Annotated in this window: 14 protein-coding genes and 2 tRNA genes; 10 read left to right on the top strand and 6 right to left on the bottom strand. The window is 72.6% G+C overall.

The window, feature by feature from the left end; genetic code table 11:
• Positions 1-755 precede the first annotated feature (755 nt).
• The 4 genes from ACIP4P_RS11845 (at position 756) to pyrE (ending at position 4921) form a co-directional block, all read left to right on the top strand.
• On the top strand, positions 756-1283 hold the full coding sequence (locus ACIP4P_RS11845; protein WP_400917046.1) for a DUF2617 family protein: 528 nt from the start codon (positions 756-758) through the stop codon (positions 1281-1283).
• 184 nt (positions 1284-1467) lie between these two features.
• Positions 1468-3132 carry a polyamine aminopropyltransferase gene (locus ACIP4P_RS11840; RefSeq protein WP_400917044.1) on the top strand — a complete coding sequence of 555 codons (1665 nt, stop codon included), beginning with the start codon at positions 1468-1470 and terminating at the stop codon, positions 3130-3132.
• A gap of 105 nt (positions 3133-3237) precedes the next feature.
• The gene (locus ACIP4P_RS11835; RefSeq protein WP_400917042.1) at positions 3238-4329 is read left to right on the top strand and encodes a hypothetical protein; all 1092 of its coding nucleotides are present in this window, start codon (positions 3238-3240) and stop codon (positions 4327-4329) included.
• A 55-nt stretch (positions 4330-4384) separates the two neighbouring features.
• Positions 4385-4921: an orotate phosphoribosyltransferase gene (gene pyrE, locus ACIP4P_RS11830; protein WP_350514803.1), complete on the top strand. Its 537-nt coding sequence runs from the start codon at positions 4385-4387 to the stop codon at positions 4919-4921.
• 106 nt (positions 4922-5027) lie between these two features.
• On the opposite strand, the gene ACIP4P_RS11825 is transcribed toward pyrE, so the two are convergent.
• Positions 5028-5747: a VTT domain-containing protein gene (locus ACIP4P_RS11825; RefSeq protein WP_350514804.1), complete on the bottom strand. Its 720-nt coding sequence runs from the start codon at positions 5745-5747 to the stop codon at positions 5028-5030.
• A gap of 351 nt (positions 5748-6098) precedes the next feature.
• Between ACIP4P_RS11825 and fbaA the strand changes: the two genes are divergently transcribed.
• Complete coding sequence (gene fbaA, locus ACIP4P_RS11820) at positions 6099-7121, top strand: class II fructose-bisphosphate aldolase (protein WP_350514805.1); 1023 nt, start codon at positions 6099-6101, stop codon at positions 7119-7121.
• 98 nt (positions 7122-7219) lie between these two features.
• Here fbaA and ACIP4P_RS11815 read toward each other — a convergent pair whose 3' ends face one another.
• Complete coding sequence (locus ACIP4P_RS11815) at positions 7220-7651, bottom strand: DUF3151 domain-containing protein (protein WP_400917039.1); 432 nt, start codon at positions 7649-7651, stop codon at positions 7220-7222.
• A gap of 235 nt (positions 7652-7886) precedes the next feature.
• On the opposite strand from ACIP4P_RS11815, the gene ACIP4P_RS11810 reads away from it, so the two are divergent.
• Both ACIP4P_RS11810 and ACIP4P_RS11805 read left to right on the top strand, forming a co-directional pair.
• On the top strand, positions 7887-8672 hold the full coding sequence (locus ACIP4P_RS11810; RefSeq protein WP_400917037.1) for a DUF3152 domain-containing protein: 786 nt from the start codon (positions 7887-7889) through the stop codon (positions 8670-8672).
• Between the two features lie 82 nt (positions 8673-8754).
• Complete coding sequence (locus ACIP4P_RS11805; protein ID WP_400917035.1) at positions 8755-9462, top strand: hypothetical protein; 708 nt, start codon at positions 8755-8757, stop codon at positions 9460-9462.
• Between the two features lie 27 nt (positions 9463-9489).
• Here ACIP4P_RS11805 and ACIP4P_RS11800 read toward each other — a convergent pair whose 3' ends face one another.
• The 4 genes from ACIP4P_RS11800 to purS form a co-directional block, all read right to left on the bottom strand.
• Positions 9490-10302 carry a sterol carrier family protein gene (locus tag ACIP4P_RS11800; RefSeq protein WP_400917033.1) on the bottom strand — a complete coding sequence of 271 codons (813 nt, stop codon included), beginning with the start codon at positions 10300-10302 and terminating at the stop codon, positions 9490-9492.
• 65 nt (positions 10303-10367) lie between these two features.
• Positions 10368-12623, bottom strand: a complete 2256-nt coding sequence (gene purL, locus ACIP4P_RS11795) for a phosphoribosylformylglycinamidine synthase subunit PurL (RefSeq protein ID WP_400917031.1) — start codon at positions 12621-12623, stop codon at positions 10368-10370.
• Positions 12623-13300 carry a phosphoribosylformylglycinamidine synthase subunit PurQ gene (gene purQ / locus ACIP4P_RS11790; protein WP_400917030.1) on the bottom strand — a complete coding sequence of 226 codons (678 nt, stop codon included), beginning with the start codon at positions 13298-13300 and terminating at the stop codon, positions 12623-12625. Before purQ ends, purL begins: the two co-directional genes overlap by 1 nt.
• The gene (gene purS, locus ACIP4P_RS11785; RefSeq protein ID WP_030278336.1) at positions 13297-13551 is read right to left on the bottom strand and encodes a phosphoribosylformylglycinamidine synthase subunit PurS; all 255 of its coding nucleotides are present in this window, start codon (positions 13549-13551) and stop codon (positions 13297-13299) included. Before purS ends, purQ begins: the two co-directional genes overlap by 4 nt.
• A 467-nt stretch (positions 13552-14018) precedes the next feature.
• Here purS and ACIP4P_RS11780 point away from each other — a divergent pair, with 467 nt between their 5' ends.
• The 3 genes from ACIP4P_RS11780 (at position 14019) to ACIP4P_RS11770 (ending at position 14666) form a co-directional block, all read left to right on the top strand.
• Entirely contained in the window at positions 14019-14336 is a 318-nt protein-coding gene (locus ACIP4P_RS11780; protein WP_030056585.1) for an Lsr2 family protein, read from the top strand.
• 141 nt (positions 14337-14477) lie between these two features.
• Positions 14478-14550 (top strand) — tRNA-Gly (locus ACIP4P_RS11775).
• 40 nt (positions 14551-14590) lie between these two features.
• A tRNA-Gly gene (locus tag ACIP4P_RS11770) sits at positions 14591-14666 on the top strand.
• Positions 14667-14757: the final 91 nt, after the last annotated feature.

Raw genomic sequence — 14757 nt, 5'->3', positions numbered from 1 at the left:
TTTTTCAAAACCTTCGGCCCCGCCGGGTGTTTTCCCCCCCCCCCCCCCCGCCCGCGGGGGGGGGGGGGGGGCGGGGGGGGGGGCGGCCCCCCCGGGGGGGGGGGGGGGGGGCCCCCCCCCCGCGCCGTCGTCGCACCCGCCCCTCAGGACCCCCACCGCACCCCCGCCCCACCGGTCACGGCCGCCCCGTAGCCCGCGGCGGGGCTGTTTGTGCAACAGGAGCACCGCCGTCCGGGGGTACGGTGTGTGATTGCGGCGCGCGCAGTGGTTTCGCGCGCCCCCTTGGGCGGGACCAATTCTGGCCCGGTACGGCCGGTGATTCGCCCTCAACTCCCCTGGATGGCATGCTCTTTTGCTGCCCAGGAGGCAATTCCGGTGACCTGTCCGGCACGCCCGGACGGCCGCCGTGGCCGGTGCGCGGAGGGCAGCGGCGCGTGATGCGCGCAAAGAGCGCACTACCGGCGCACACGGCGCACAGGCCGGTTGCAGGGGCGCGCGCTGTGCAAAGTCGCACACCGGGTCGATCAGAGCTGGGAAGCAGGTGTGCTCGAAACGGTGAATGCTTGACAAAGTTGGGTAAATCACCGACGGACCCGGCGTATTCGTGCTTCTCTGCTGCTGAATCTCCAGCCGGAATCCTTCCTTCCACGGTCGGCCGCGCCCAGGGCCGCACAGCCACGAACAGCCTCGCCATCGCCTAGGCCTAGTCGCTGCTGCTCGGCGGGCGCGCACGGAGCTGAAACGCGGAGCCGAGCATGCTCACCACACTGCAGACCTCCTACACGGACACCCGCGCCGGTGACCTGGCCTGGTGCCTCGGCGGCGAACCGCTGCCCGCTCTCGCCGTCCGCGACCTCAGACTCGACGGCGGCCGCCCCGACGCCTCCGGCACCCTCCAGCTGCGGCTGCTGGGCGCCTCGCACCAGGTGGTGATCTCGGCCGGTCCCGGCGAGTGCCTGGAGACCGTCGCCTGTCTGCCCGGCCGCCGCACCCCGCTGCCGGCCCGGGTGGCCAAGCAGGTCGGCGGCTGGGAGTACGAGTTCGCCGCCCGGATCGAGGCGCTGCCCCCGCACGTCTTCGCGGCCCGCGCCCAGGAGCTGCTGGCGCTGGTCGAGGGGCACCCGCGCGGCCTCGCCGGGGTCTTCCCGGGCGATCCGAGCGCGTTCACCGCGCTGGTCACCCAGGGCGGCACCGACCGACTGCTCTGGCGGACCTGGCACGCCTACCCGCAGGAGGGCCGGCTGGTCTGCACCCGCTCCTCGCTGGTGGTGTCGGGAGCGTGACGGCCGACGACCCGGACCGCCGGGGCCCGGGCGCCCAGGAGCCGGACGGCAGCGCCGATCCGGTCATACGACACCCGGCACAAGCCTACGAATCGTACGCAGGAACGATTCGTCAATCCGGCGGTTCCCGCTGTCCGTCGGATGGGCGCAGCCATCCGTCCCGCACGTCCCCTAGCGTTTGTTCGTGATCAACCATCCGGCCGGTCCGCCCGCACGCCCGCGAGTGGACCTCGACGACGGCGCCCCACCCCGGCCCGGGCGAAGCCTGATCCCCCTGCCCGCCCGCCGTCGCTCCCGGTTGCGCGACCGCCCCCGACTCGCCCGACTGACCGTGCTGCTGGCCGCCTTCGTCTGCGCGGCCTGCGGACTCGTCTACGAACTCGAACTCGTGGCACTCGGCGACTACCTGATCGGCGACACCGTCACCCAGACCTCGGTCGTGCTCTCCGTCATGGTGTTCGCGATGGGCCTCGGCTCGCTGCTCGCCAAACGCCTCACCCGCCGGCCGGCGACCGCCTTCGCCCTGGTCGAGTGCGCCCTCGCGCTCACCGGCGGGCTCTCCGTCCTCGCCCTGTACTCCTGCTGGGCCTGGATCGGCCGCTACCAGGCCGCGATGGTCGGCCTCACCTGCCTGATCGGCATCCTGATCGGTGCCGAGATCCCCCTGCTGATGACCCTCATCCAACGGATCCGGCGCGAGGACGCCGGCCGCGCGGTCGCCGACCTGTTCGCCGCCGACTACGTGGGCGCGCTGATCGGCGGCCTCGCCTTCCCGTTCCTGATCCTCCCCCTGCTCGGCCCCGGCGACGGCGCGCTGCTCACCGGGGCGGTCAACGCCGTCGCCGGAGCCGCCGTCGTGCTCTGGCTCTTCCGCGAGGAACCCGCCGCCCGGATACGACGGCTGCTCTGGGCCGGCTGCACGCTCGTCCTCGCCCTGCTGGCGGCCGCCGCCCTCGGCTCCGACTCCATCGAACGCGCCGCCCGACACGCCCTCTACGGCGACCAGGTCCGCTACGCCACCCGCAGCCGGTACCAGGAGATCGTGCTGACCGGCCCCGCCGAGGGCCCGCTGCGGCTCTACCTCGACGGACGGCTCGCGGTCTGCGGGCCGGACGAGTACCGGGGCGACGAGGCCCTGGTCCACCCCGCGCTGGCCGCCGGGCCGGACGCCCGGGTGCTGCTGCTCGGCGGCGGCGACGGCCTCGCCCTGCGGGAGGTGCTGCGGCACCGGGGCGTCCGCTCCGTCCGGGTGGTCGACGCCGACCCGGCCCTCCCCCGGCTCGCCCGCACCGACCCCGGGCTCGCCGCCCTCGGCGAGCACTCCCTGGACGACCCCCGGGTCCGCACCACCGCGGCCGACCCGATGGCCTGGCTGCGCGTCGCCCCCGACGAGGAGTACGACGTGGTGCTCGCCGCCCTGCCGGCGCCCTCGGACGGCGGACCGGTCAAGTTCCACTCCCAGGAGTTCTACGGCCTCGCCGCCCGGCTGCTGGCCCCCGGCGGCCGGATCGCCGTCCGGGCCGGCGGGGAGCGCGGGGACGACGGCGGGCGGGCCGGCGGGGACGGGGACGGCCTCTGGCGGATCGAGTCGGGGCTGCGCGCGGTCGGGCTGCAGACCACCCCGTACGCGGTCGAGGGCGGCGACACCACCACCTGCCGCCCCGACCGGTCGGACACCGCCCAGGACTTCCTGCTCGCCGCCGCCACCCCGCCCCCGCTCACCCTCGCCCCCGACGCCCCGCCCCCGCGTGCCCTCACCCCGGACGCCCTCCGCGGCTCGGCCGCCCGCCTCACCGCCCGCCGCCCCCCGCGGCCCCCGGCCCCGCTCACCCTCCTGGGGCGTGTCTGACGGCGGGGACGGGCAGCGGAGCGGAGCAGCCGCCGGGGGAAGCGGGGCGAAGTCGGGCGGTGGTGGGTAGGGACCCGGCCGGGCCCAGTCGGTAGGCTCCGTGGCATGGAGCATGAGGTTGTCGTCCCGATGTCCGCAGCGCTGGTGCGGCAGGCCTTGCAGGATCCGGCGCTGCTGGCGCGGAGCGTGCCCGGGCTGAGCACCGAGCCGGCGGCGGTCGGGGCCGGGCCGGCCGAGGAGATCGGCGGGCGGCTGAAGGTGCGGATCGGCGGCTCCACGATCACCTACAAGGGCGTGCTGTCGCTGATCGAGGGCCGCGGCGGGGTGCTGACGGTGCTCGCCGAGGGGCAGGAGGCCCGGGGCGACGGTGAGGCGACCGCCACCGTTCGGGTCAGCGTCGCGGAGGGCGCCGAGGACGGCACCGCGACGGTCCGCTTCACCGGCGACCTGAGCGCCACCGGCCGGCTGACCGAGTTCGACGCCGAGACCCTCGACGCCACCGGGCGCCGGCTGCTGGAGCGCTTCGCCACCGCGCTGACCTCCCCGGACGCCCCCGCGGAGGGCGACGAGGAGAACGCGGACGGGATCGACGCCGACGCCGACACCGATGCCGGGAACGCCGTCGAGGCCGAGACCGAGACCGAGAACGCCGCCGGGAGCACGGACGAGGACGGACCCGGCGCCGAGGTCGTCTTCATCGAGGACCACCAGGACCAGCCCGGCGACGACCTCGACGACGACCTCTCCGACCTGATCGCCTTCTCCGACGCCGACGCCGAGCGCTTCGGCCTCCCCACCGGCTCCGCCGCCGACGACGCCGACTCCACCGACGACACGGATGACGACGACGTCGACGACCACGACGTCGCCGACCCCCGGGAGGGCGTCGCCGAGGAGCTCCCGGTCGAGCCGCTGTTCGCCTACGAGGACGAGCCGGAGCTCAGCGGCCCGGTCCGCCGCAGCATCGTCGGCCGCTCGGCCGAGGAGGTGGACCACGCCCCGCCGCGCGGCCGGTACGCGCCGGCGCTGCCGGCCCGCAGCGCCCGGGCCCGGGCGGCGTCCCGCTGGGGTGGCGAGGCCGGCGGCATCGTGGTGCCGGGGACCGGCGGCCGCAGCGCGGTGCCGTGGGTGATCGGCGGCTCGGTGGCCCTGCTGGGCGGCGCCGTGGTCCTGGTCAGGGCACTGCGCCGACGCTAGGGCCTGTCCGGGTCCCGAGCGCCGGGTGGGCGTGCAGGCCCTAGACTGAACGCTCATGAGCAACGACCGCGACGCCCTGCTGGCACAGATCAAGGACAAGGCCGTCGTGCACGGCAAGGTCACCCTCTCCTCCGGCAAGGAGGCCGACTACTACGTCGACCTGCGCCGGATCACGCTGGACGGCGAGGCCGCCCCGCTGGTCGGCCGGGTGATGCTGGACGCGACCTCCCACCTGGACTACGACGCCGTCGGCGGCCTGACCCTGGGCGCCGACCCGGTGGCGGCCTCGATGCTGCACGCCGCCGCCGCGCGCGGGCAGAAACTGGACGCCTTCGTGGTCCGCAAGACGGGCAAGGCGCACGGCCTGCAGCGCCGGATCGAGGGCCCCGAGGTGAAGGGCCGCCGGGTGCTGGCGGTCGAGGACACCTCCACCACCGGCGGCTCGGTGCTGACCGCCGTCGAGGCGCTGCGCGAGGCGGGCGCCGAGGTGGTCGGCGTCGCGGTGATCGTCGAGCGCGGTGGCGCGGGCGCCGTCGAGGCGCAGGGCCTGGAGTACGTGACCGCGTACGACCTCGCCGACCTGGGCCTCTGACCGGTACGGACACCCCGAGCAGCACGAAGGGCCGGGTCCTGTTTCACGTGAAACAGGACCCGGCCCTTCGCCGTACGCGCCGTGAACGAAGGCGTGGCCGCGGACCTCAGCCGCGCCGGTGCCGCCCGCCGGCACTCTGCACGGTGTCGGCGGCCGGGGCCTCGACGAGGCCGGCCTTCTTCTTCCGGCGCTCCCGCAGGACCTCGATCAGGATCGGCGAGACCGACAGCAGCACGATCAGCAGCACCGCCGGGATCAGGTACTTGTCGATCACCGGGGCGAGCGCGTCACCGAAGAAGTAGCCGATCAGCAGCATGGACTCGGTCCAGAGCACGCCGCCGATGACGTTCCACACGAAGAAGGTCCTGGCCGGCATCTCCAGGGTGCCGGCGACCGGGTTGAGGAAGGTCCGGACGATCGGCATGAAGCGGGCCAGCACCACGGCCTTGCCCGAGCCGAACTTGTTGAAGTACTCCTCCGCCTTCAGCACGTACTCGCGGCGGAAGATCTTCGAGTCCGGCTTGTCGAACATCCTCGGTCCGACCTTGGCCCCGAGCAGGTGCCCGAGCTGGGCGCCGGCGACCGCGGCGATCGGGCAGCCGATCAGCAGCACGGCGATCGGCAGCTTGGCGCCGTCGCCGAGCACCGAGGAGGCGGCGTTCGAGGCGGCGACACCCCCGATGATCAGCAGCGAGTCGCCCGGGAAGAAGAAGCCGACCAGCAGGCCGGTCTCCGCGAAGATGATCGCGATCAGCCCGATGGCGCCGAGGGACGAGATCAGGGATTTGGCGTCGAGAAGATTGACGGCCAGCTGGTTGTAGTCCACGGGCGCAGGATAGCGGTCGTACCTTTCCGGCGACGTCCGGCCGAGGCCCGTCGGCGCCCCTCGGCCCGGTCCCGGGGCCACCGGCGGGTTCCGGCCGTGCCCTCCACCGCGACGTCCCGACAGGCGGGCTCCTGCTGACCTGCGGGCACGAGTCTGGGAAGATGGCACAGGCGTCCGGTCCGCGGCGGCCACCACCCTCATGGCCGTACCGCGGAGGTCGCCTCGAACCTTGGTGCCGGAGAGCCACACCGCAGCGCCGCGCGTCGGCGGGCCGGCACGGAGTCGTCACGAAGGCGTACACAGCGTCGGACAGCACCGTCCGTACGCCGCAACCCGACAGGAGCGGATCGCATGCCCATCGCAACTCCCGAGGTCTACACCGAGATGCTGGACCGGGCCAAGGCGGGCAAGTTCGCCTACCCGGCCATCAACGTCACCTCGTCGCAGACCCTGCACGCCGCGCTGCGTGGTTTCGCCGAGGCCGAGAGCGACGGGATCATCCAGATCTCGACCGGTGGCGCGGAGTTCCTGGGCGGCCAGCACAACAAGGACATGGTGACCGGCGCGGTCGCGCTCGCCGAGTTCGCGCACATCGTCGCCGCCAAGTACGACATCACCGTCGCGCTGCACACCGACCACTGCCCGAAGGACAAGCTGGACGGCTACGTCCGCCCGCTGCTGGCGGTCTCCGCCGAGCGCGTGGCCCGGGGCGAGAACCCGCTGTTCCAGTCGCACATGTGGGACGGCTCGGCCGAGACCCTCTCGGACAACCTGTCGATCGCCCAGGAGCTGCTGGCCCAGGCCGCCGCCGCCAGGATCATCCTGGAGGTCGAGATCACCCCGACCGGTGGCGAGGAGGACGGCGTCACCCACGAGATCAACGACGAGCTGTACACCACCGTCAACGACGCCGTGCGCACCGCCGAGGCGCTGGGCCTGGGCGAGAAGGGCCGCTACCTGCTGGCCGCCTCCTTCGGCAACGTGCACGGCGTGTACAAGCCGGGCAACGTCGTGCTGAAGCCGGAGCTGCTGCGCGAGCTGCAGGACGCGATCGGCAAGCAGTACGGCAAGACCGACCCGTTCGACTTCGTCTTCCACGGCGGCTCGGGCTCCACCGCCGAGGAGATCGCCACCGCGCTGGAGAACGGCGTCGTGAAGATGAACCTGGACACCGACACCCAGTACGCGTTCACCCGCCCGGTGGCCGGCCACATGTTCGCCAACTACGACGGCGTGCTGAAGGTCGACGGCGAGGTCGGCAAGAAGAACACCTACGACCCGCGCACCTGGGGCAAGCTGGCCGAGGCCGGCATGGCCGCCCGCGTCCGCGAGGCCGCCGAGCAGCTGCGCTCGGCCGGCAAGCGCCTGAAGTGACGAAGGCCTGAGGTGACGGGCGCCTGAAGCTCCAGGCACCCGAACAGAGCGGTGCCCCCGGTGGACGATCCACCGGGGGCACCGTCACGTCCTGGTCCCTAGAGCTCGGTGGACGGCTTGAGCTCCGCATACGCCTCCGCGCTGCTGTCCTTCAGGAACTGCCAGCAGCGGTTCTCCTCCTCGGTCTCCTTGATCGCGCCGGCCGCCCGGGCGAGCGCCGCCAGGCAGCGCAGGAAGCCGCGGTTGCCGCGGTGCTCCCACGGCACCGGCCCGTGGCCCTTCCAGCCGGCCCGGCGCAGCGAGTCCAGGCCGCGGTGGTAGCCGGTGCGGGCGTAGGCGTAGGACTCGACGTGGCGGCCGGCCACGAAGGCGTCGTCGGCGAGCATGGCCCAGCCGAGGCAGAAGGCCGGGAATTCGGCGACCACCTGGGTCGGTGAGGCCGACTCCTCCGCCAGCATCCGGTAGGGCTGCTCGTCCTCCGGCAGGAGAGTGGGTTCGGGGCCGTCGAGAAGGTTCCTGTGAAGCGCCATGCAGTGCAGTCTGCCATCCGGGGCGCAGGGGTCAACCGCCCCCGTCGTGATCGACGGGCTCCGCCGGGGCGGTCGAACCGGCGTCTGCATACCACGTATGTAGACATTCACCCGTTCGCATGCCAAGGTGTCGCTCGTGCCCGCAGCCAGACCCGCCCGCAGGCGAGCCGCCCCGTCCGGGAAGGCTTCCGGCGGCCGCCGACGCCGCCGGTCACGCCGCCGGATCGGCCCTGGCATGCTCACGGCACTACTGGCCGCATTCGCGGTGCTGGGCGCCGCGGTCCTGGTCCTGACCCGCACCCCGGACCGGCCCGCCCCCGCCCCGGCCGCCCAGGCCCGGCTGGCGCCGCCCGCCGAGCAGCCGCCCAGCACGCCCCCGACGCCCACGCCGACCCCCACAGCCACCCCCACCCCCACCCCGACGGCGACCACCACACCCACCGGGCCCGACCCCGGACCCGGCAAGGGCGCGGGCACCTTCACCATCGCCCCCGCCAGCGCCAAGGCGGTCGGCCGCGGCACCGTGCGCCGCTACCGGGTGGAGGTCGAGGACGGCATCGGCATCGACGCCGCGGCGGCCGCGGCCCAGATCCACGGCATCCTCGGCGACCGCCGGGGCTGGACCAACGACCGCCGGAACGGCTTCCAGCTGGTCGCCGGCGGCTCCTACGACTTCACCGTGAAGATCGCCTCCCCGGCGACCGTGGACAGGATCTGCGGCGCCTCCGGCCTGGACACCCACGGCGAGGTGAACTGCAACGTCGGCAACCAGGTGCTCGTCAACTCCAAGCGCTGGAACACCGGTTCCCCCCAGTTCAGCGGCCCGCTGGACGACTACCGGGCGCTGATCGTCAACCACGAGGTCGGCCACCGGATCGGCCACGGCCACGAGACCTGTCCCGGCCCGGGCAAGCCCGCGCCCGCGATGATGCAGCAGATCTACGGCCTCAAGGGCTGCGCCCCGAACGCCTGGCCGTACTCGGCGGACGGCACCTACCTGAGCGGCCCGGCCGTCCCGTAGCAGTGGACCGCAACGGTGGACCGCAACGGAGTTGAGACCTGATCGGCGAACCCCCGGGACAACGACGGCCTACCCTGCGAGCATGACCGCCGCCCAACGCCGAAGGCTCACCGCCGTGTTCGCCGCCGCCGGGATCTCCCTCGGCGCCGCCGCCTGCTCGTCCGCACCCTCCATCGGCACCACCACCGGCACCGGACTCAGCTACGACCGCGTCCGATCGACCGCCCTGGACCTGGTCAAGAACAAGTCCACCGACTGCCCGTTCGGCCTCGACTTCGCGAAGGCCGCGGCCGCCGCCGGGATCGGCGGCACCGTCGCCCCGGCCGTGACGGACGGACACTCCGTCACGGGCAACGCGGGCGACGGCGTCCCGGCCGCGCCCTGGCCGTCCGGGGTCACCCACCCGCCGACGATGACCGAGATGCCCGCCACTCCCCCAAGCGCCGACATCACCTGCTCCTACCGCCTCGGCGGATCCACCGTCGAGATCGACCTGCTGGCCACGTCGAGGAACGACGCCGCGGTCAGCCTGGCGCTGCCGATGATCCAGCGCAACGGGCGGCTCAGCGTGGACCAGCTGACCCGGTTCGCCCAGAACCGGCCCGCCGTCGGTCGGACCACGCTCGCCTCGGACGGGGGCACCGTCGCGGTCGCCCGGATCGCGCTCAAGGGCGAGGGCGACCTGATGCTGCTGCTCTCCGAGGCCCCCGACAGCCAGGTCGTGAACGGGGAACTCGCCGGCGAACCGCTGCGCAAGGCCGCCGAGTCCCTGGCCGGGCAGGTCCACTGAGGCACTCAGCCCGGGACCGGCAGGCACTCAGCCCAGAACCGGCAGGTACTCCCCCAGGTCGCTGCGCTCCCCCGAGGCGGACACCCCGTGGTCCGCCACCGCCGCCGCCCAGGGGAGCCGGCCGGTGGCCAGCCGGATCCAGGTCAGCGGGTCGGTCTCGACCACGTTCGGCGGGGTGCCCCGGGTGTGCCTGGGCCCGGGGACGGCCTGGACCACCGCGTACGGCGGGATCCGCAGCTCGACCGCGCCGCCGGGCACCTGCTCGGCGAAGGCGTCCGCCAGCAGCCGGGTGACGGCGGCGACGGCCTGCCGGTCGTGCGGGAAGGCCTCCGCGCCGAGGGCGGCGGCCAGGTCGTCGGCGTGCACGACGGTCTCCACCAACCTGGTGACCAGCAGGTCGGCGAGCGTCATCGAGCCGAGCCGGATCTCGAACCGCCGCACCGGGTCGGCGGCTTCGGGCCGCTCCAGCAGCCCGGTCAGCGCGTCGGCGGCCCGGCCGAAGGCCGCCGCCACCGCGGCCGCGTCCCCGGCGAAGTCCGCCGCGGACCGCTCCCGGGCCTGCTCGTCCAACAGCGGCGCCACCGTGCCGACCGCGGCCACCCAGCCCGGCAGGCCGAGCGGCGGACGCCCCTGCAGCGGATCGTCCAGGTGCGCGGGGACGAAGTCCAACTGGACGGCCAGGTGCGCCAGCAGCTCCCGGACGGTCCACTCCCCCAGCCTGGTCGGCAGGTCCAGCTGCGCGTCGGTGAGGCCCGCCACGGCGGCGCGCAGCGCCCCGGTCTGGGCGGCCAGCGCGGCGCGGACCTTCTGCGGCTGGTACGTACGGGACTTGGCAGGCATGGGGGCCAAGATACGCCGAGGGGCGGACGGTTCAGCACGAACCGTCCGCCCCTCGGGTAGCGGGATCAGGCGAGCAGGGCCTCGATGACGCCGGTGTGGGCGTCCTTCAGCTCGGCCAGCGTGACGCTGAACTGGCCCTGGACGTCCAGGCTGTCGCCGTCCACGACACCGATCCGGGCGGCCGGCAGGCCACGCGCGGTGCACATGTCGTTGAAGCGGAGCTCCTCGCTGCGCGGCACCGCCACGACGGCGCGGCCGGCCGACTCCGAGAACAGCAGGACGAACGGGTCGATGCCCTCGGGCACCACGATCCGCGCGCCGTGGCCGCCCTTGAGGCAGCTCTCCACGAGCGCCTGGCCGAGACCGCCGTCGGAGAGGTCGTGCGCGGCGTCGATCATGCCGTCGCGCGAGGCGGCGATCAGGATGTCGCCGAGCAGCCGCTCGCGCTCCAGGTCCACCACGGGCGGCAGACCGCCGAGGTGGTCGTGGACGACCTGCGACCAGGCCGAGCCGCCGAGCTCGTCCGCGGTGTCGCCGAGCAGGTAGAGCAGCTGCCCCTCCTCGGCGAAGGCGACCGGGGTGCGCCGGGTGACGTCGTCGATGACGCCGAGCACCGCGACCACCGGGGTCGGGTGGATGGCGACCTCGCCGGTCTGGTTGTACAGCGAGACGTTGCCGCCGGTGACCGGGGTGCCGAGCACCAGGCAGGCGTCGGCCAGGCCGCGGGTCGCCTCGGCGAACTGCCACATCACGTCCGGGTCCTCGGGGGAACCGAAGTTGAGGCAGTCGGAGACGGCGAGCGGCTTGGCGCCGCCGGCCGCGACGTTGCGGTAGGCCTCGACCAGGGCCAGCTGGGCACCGGTGTACGGGTCCAGCTTGGCGTAGCGGCCGTTGCCGTCGGTGGCGACCGAGACACCGAGGTTGGTCTCGTCGTCGATCCGGATCATGCCCGAGTCCTCGCCGTGCGAGAGCACGGTGTTGCCGAGCACGTAACGGTCGTACTGGTCCGTGATCCAGGACTTGGAGGCCTGGTTCGGGTGGCTCGCGACCTTCAGCAGGTCGGCCTTGAGGCCCTCGCCGGTGGTCGGGCGGGCCAGCCGCTCGGCGGTGGGGGCGTCGGCCTGGAGCGCGTCCTGCCAGCTGGGGCGGGCGTACGGGCGCTGGTAGACCGGGCCGTCGTGGGCGACGGTGCGCGGGGGCACGTCCACCACGAGCTCGCCGTGCCAGAAGATCTCCAGGCGCTCGCCGTCGGTCACCTCACCGATGACGTTGGCGATGACGTCCCACTTCTCGCAGATCTCCAGGAAGCGGGCGACCTTGTCGGGCTCGACGATCGCGCACATCCGCTCCTGCGACTCGCTCATGAGGATCTCCTCCGGCGAGAGCGTGTGGTCGCGCAGGTGCACGGTGTCGAGGTCGATCCGCATGCCGCCGGAGCCGGCCGAGGCCAGCTCGCTGGTGGCGCAGGACAGACCGGCGCCGCCGAGGTCCTGGATGCCCTTGACGAGCTTCTCCCGGAAGATCTCCAGGGTGCACTCGATCAGGAGCTTCTCCTGGAACGGGTCACCGACCTGGACGGCCGGGCGCTTGGCCGGCTTGGTGTCGTCGAAGGTCTCGGAGGCCAGCACCGAGACGCCGCCGATGCCGTCGCCACCGGTGCGGGCGCCGTACAGGATGACCTTGTTGCCGGCCCCGGAGGCCTGCGCGAGGTGGATGTCCTCGTGCTTCATGACGCCCACGCACAGCGCGTTGACCAGCGGGTTGCCCTGGTAGCAGGAGTCGAAGACGACCTCGCCGCCGATGTTCGGCAGGCCCAGGCAGTTGCCGTAGCCGCCGATGCCGGCGACGATCCCGGGCAGCACCCGGCGGGTGTCCGGGTGGTCGGCCGCGCCGAAGCGCAGCGGGTCCATCACGGCGACCGGGCGGGCGCCCATCGCCAGGATGTCGCGCACGATGCCGCCGATGCCGGTGGCCGCGCCCTGGTAGGGCTCGATGTACGACGGGTGGTTGTGCGACTCGACCTTGAAGGTCACCGCGTAGCCCTGGCCGACGTCGACGACACCGGCGTTCTCGCCGATGCCGACGAGCATCGCGTCCGAATCGGGCTTCTTCTCGCCGAACTGCTTCAGGTGGACCTTGCTGCTCTTGTACGAACAGTGCTCGGACCACATGACCGAGTACATCGCGAGTTCGGCGCCGGTCGGGCGGCGGCCGAGAATCTCCCGGATGCGCGCGTACTCGTCCTGCTTGAGGCCGAGTTCGGCCCAGGGCTGGGCGGCGTCCGGGGTCTGCTCGGCGTTCTTGACGGTGTCGAGGCTCATCAGGCGTTCACCAGCTGCTTCAGGACGGAAGTGAAGAAGCCCAGGCCCTCGGTGGTCGGACCGGTGAGCGGCTCCACGGCGTGCTCCGGGTGCGGCATCAGGCCGACGACATTGCCGGCGGCGTTGGTGATGCCGGCGATGTCGCGGTACGAACCGTTCGGGTTGACGTCGACGTAACGGGCCACGACCCGGCCCTCCGCCTCCAGTTCGTCCAGGACGTGCGCGTCGGCGACGAAGCGGCCCTCGCCGTTCTTCAGCGGGACGACGATTTCCTGGCCGACCGAGTAATCCCGGGTCCAGGCGGTGTCCGCGTTCTCGATCCGCAGCTTCTGGTCGCGGCAGATGAAGTGCAGCGAGTCGTTCCGGGTCAGCGCGCCCGGCAGCAGGTGCGATTCGCACAGCACCTGGAAGCCGTTGCAGATACCCAGGACGGGCATTCCGAGCCTGGCCTGCTCGATGACGGTCTCCATCACCGGCGAGAAGCGCGAGATCGCGCCGCACCGCAGATAGTCGCCGTAACTGAATCCGCCGGGCAGGACGACGGCGTCGACCTGGTGGAGATCCTTGTCACGGTGCCAGAGCGCGACCGGCTCCGCGCCGGCCAGGCGGACCGCGCGCTGGGCGTCGCGGTCGTCGAGGGATCCGGGGAAAGTGACGACGCCTACGCGGGTGGTCACTTCGCCGCCTCCTCGACCCGGACGGTGAAGTCCTCGATCACGGTGTTGGCGAGAAAGGTCTCGGCGGCTTCGCGGATACGGGCGAGCGCGGCGTCGTCGACCGGACCCTCCAGCTCCAGCTCGAAACGCTTGCCCTGGCGGACGTCGGCGATCCCGGTGAATCCGAGACGGGGCAGTGCACGCTGCACCGCCTGGCCCTGGGGGTCGAGGATCTCCGGCTTGAGCATGACGTCGACTACGACGCGTGCCACTGGCACTCCCGGTGGTGTCTTCGGTGAGGCGGGGGAACTCCAGACTACCGGCCGTTCGAGGCACTTCTGCTGGCCGGGGAGGGTGACGCGCGTAGACCCAGGACCCTTACGCCACAAGGGATCCGGCACCCCCGCCCCCCGCCCGGCCCGGCCGGTTTCCCGGGATTCGGAGCCCCGAACGGAGACGCCCGAAGAACACCCGAATACGGCACTTGGGGACAGATCCTCCCGTCCCGCACTCGGTATCCCGCGGCGACGCGAAGACTCGTGAATATCCGGAAAAGAATGCCGAACTCTTCGATTTCGACCCCCTTCGGGTGCAGAATAGGGCCACCTGTCGCGGCAAGTGCTGCGTATCCGGCGGGCCACCAGGCCTGCCCGTGTGCGCTTGCGCGAGTTGGTGCACATCAGGCCACCCTTCGCACTCCGCGAACCGGCGGCCGAATTGCCCGAGAGGATTGACACCCATGGCTCAGCGTGTAGTTGTCACGCTCTCCGACGACCTGGACGGCGGCGCCGCCGCAGAAACCGTCCACTTCGGCGTCGACGGGAAGTCGTACGAGATCGACCTGTCCGTGGACAACGCGGAAAAGCTGCGGGAGGCCCTCGCTCCGTTCGTCGCCGCCGGCCGTCGCCAGAGCCGCACCGGAAAGTCCTTCCGCCGCACCGCGCTCACTCCGGACCCGGCCGCCGTGCGCGCCTGGGCCCTGTCCCGCGGCATGGAACTGCCGGCCCGCGGCCGCATCCCCAAGCACGTGTACGAGGCGTTCGCCGAGGCGAACTGACCGCGTCGGGGCACCGCCCCGGTCGCCCCGCCCGCCTGGACCGAAAGGGTGGGGCGACCACCCCGAACGATGCTGTAGAGTATTCCTCGTCGCCGCAACGGAAAGATCCAAAGCGGCGGCGGGTGCCCCACCAGGCACCATGCGGACGTAGCTCAGTTGGTAGAGCATCACCTTGCCAAGGTGAGGGTCGCGAGTTCGAATCTCGTCGTCCGCTCGCAGTGCGCGAGCACCGTACAAATCAATAGTCTGACCATGCGGACGTAGCTCAGTTGGTAGAGCATCACCTTGCCAAGGTGAGGGTCGCGAGTTCGAATCTCGTCGTCCGCTCCAGTACGAAGGCCCCCTCGGTCGAGGGGGCCTTCGACGTATTCCGGCGACTTCTCCGCCCGGTCCCCCGATCCCGCCCCGCCCGCCATTCGCC

The sequence above is a fragment of the Kitasatospora sp. NPDC089509 genome (assembly GCF_044749365.1).
GTDB lineage: Bacteria > Actinomycetota > Actinomycetes > Streptomycetales > Streptomycetaceae > Kitasatospora.
The sequence above is the reverse complement of the archived record's forward strand: the minus strand, read 5'-3'. Positions and strand labels throughout refer to the sequence as shown.

Bases quoted from the DNA above. Each gene is read 5' to 3' on its own strand.
- ACIP4P_RS11835 (WP_400917042.1), top strand. From the start codon at position 3,238: ATGGAGCATGAGGTTGTCGTCCCGATGTCCGCAGCGCTGGTGCGGCAG.
- ACIP4P_RS11810 (WP_400917037.1), top strand. From the start codon at position 7,887: ATGCTCACGGCACTACTGGCCGCATTCGCGGTGCTGGGCGCCGCGGTC.
- pyrE (WP_350514803.1), top strand. From the start codon at position 4,385: ATGAGCAACGACCGCGACGCCCTGCTGGCACAGATCAAGGACAAGGCC.
- purL (WP_400917031.1), bottom strand. From the start codon at position 12,623: ATGAGCCTCGACACCGTCAAGAACGCCGAGCAGACCCCGGACGCCGCC.
- ACIP4P_RS11805 (WP_400917035.1), top strand. From the start codon at position 8,755: ATGACCGCCGCCCAACGCCGAAGGCTCACCGCCGTGTTCGCCGCCGCC.
- ACIP4P_RS11800 (WP_400917033.1), bottom strand. From the start codon at position 10,302: ATGCCTGCCAAGTCCCGTACGTACCAGCCGCAGAAGGTCCGCGCCGCG.
- fbaA (WP_350514805.1), top strand. From the start codon at position 6,099: ATGCCCATCGCAACTCCCGAGGTCTACACCGAGATGCTGGACCGGGCC.
- ACIP4P_RS11815 (WP_400917039.1), bottom strand. From the start codon at position 7,651: ATGGCGCTTCACAGGAACCTTCTCGACGGCCCCGAACCCACTCTCCTG.
- ACIP4P_RS11845 (WP_400917046.1), top strand. From the start codon at position 756: ATGCTCACCACACTGCAGACCTCCTACACGGACACCCGCGCCGGTGAC.
- ACIP4P_RS11780 (WP_030056585.1), top strand. From the start codon at position 14,019: ATGGCTCAGCGTGTAGTTGTCACGCTCTCCGACGACCTGGACGGCGGC.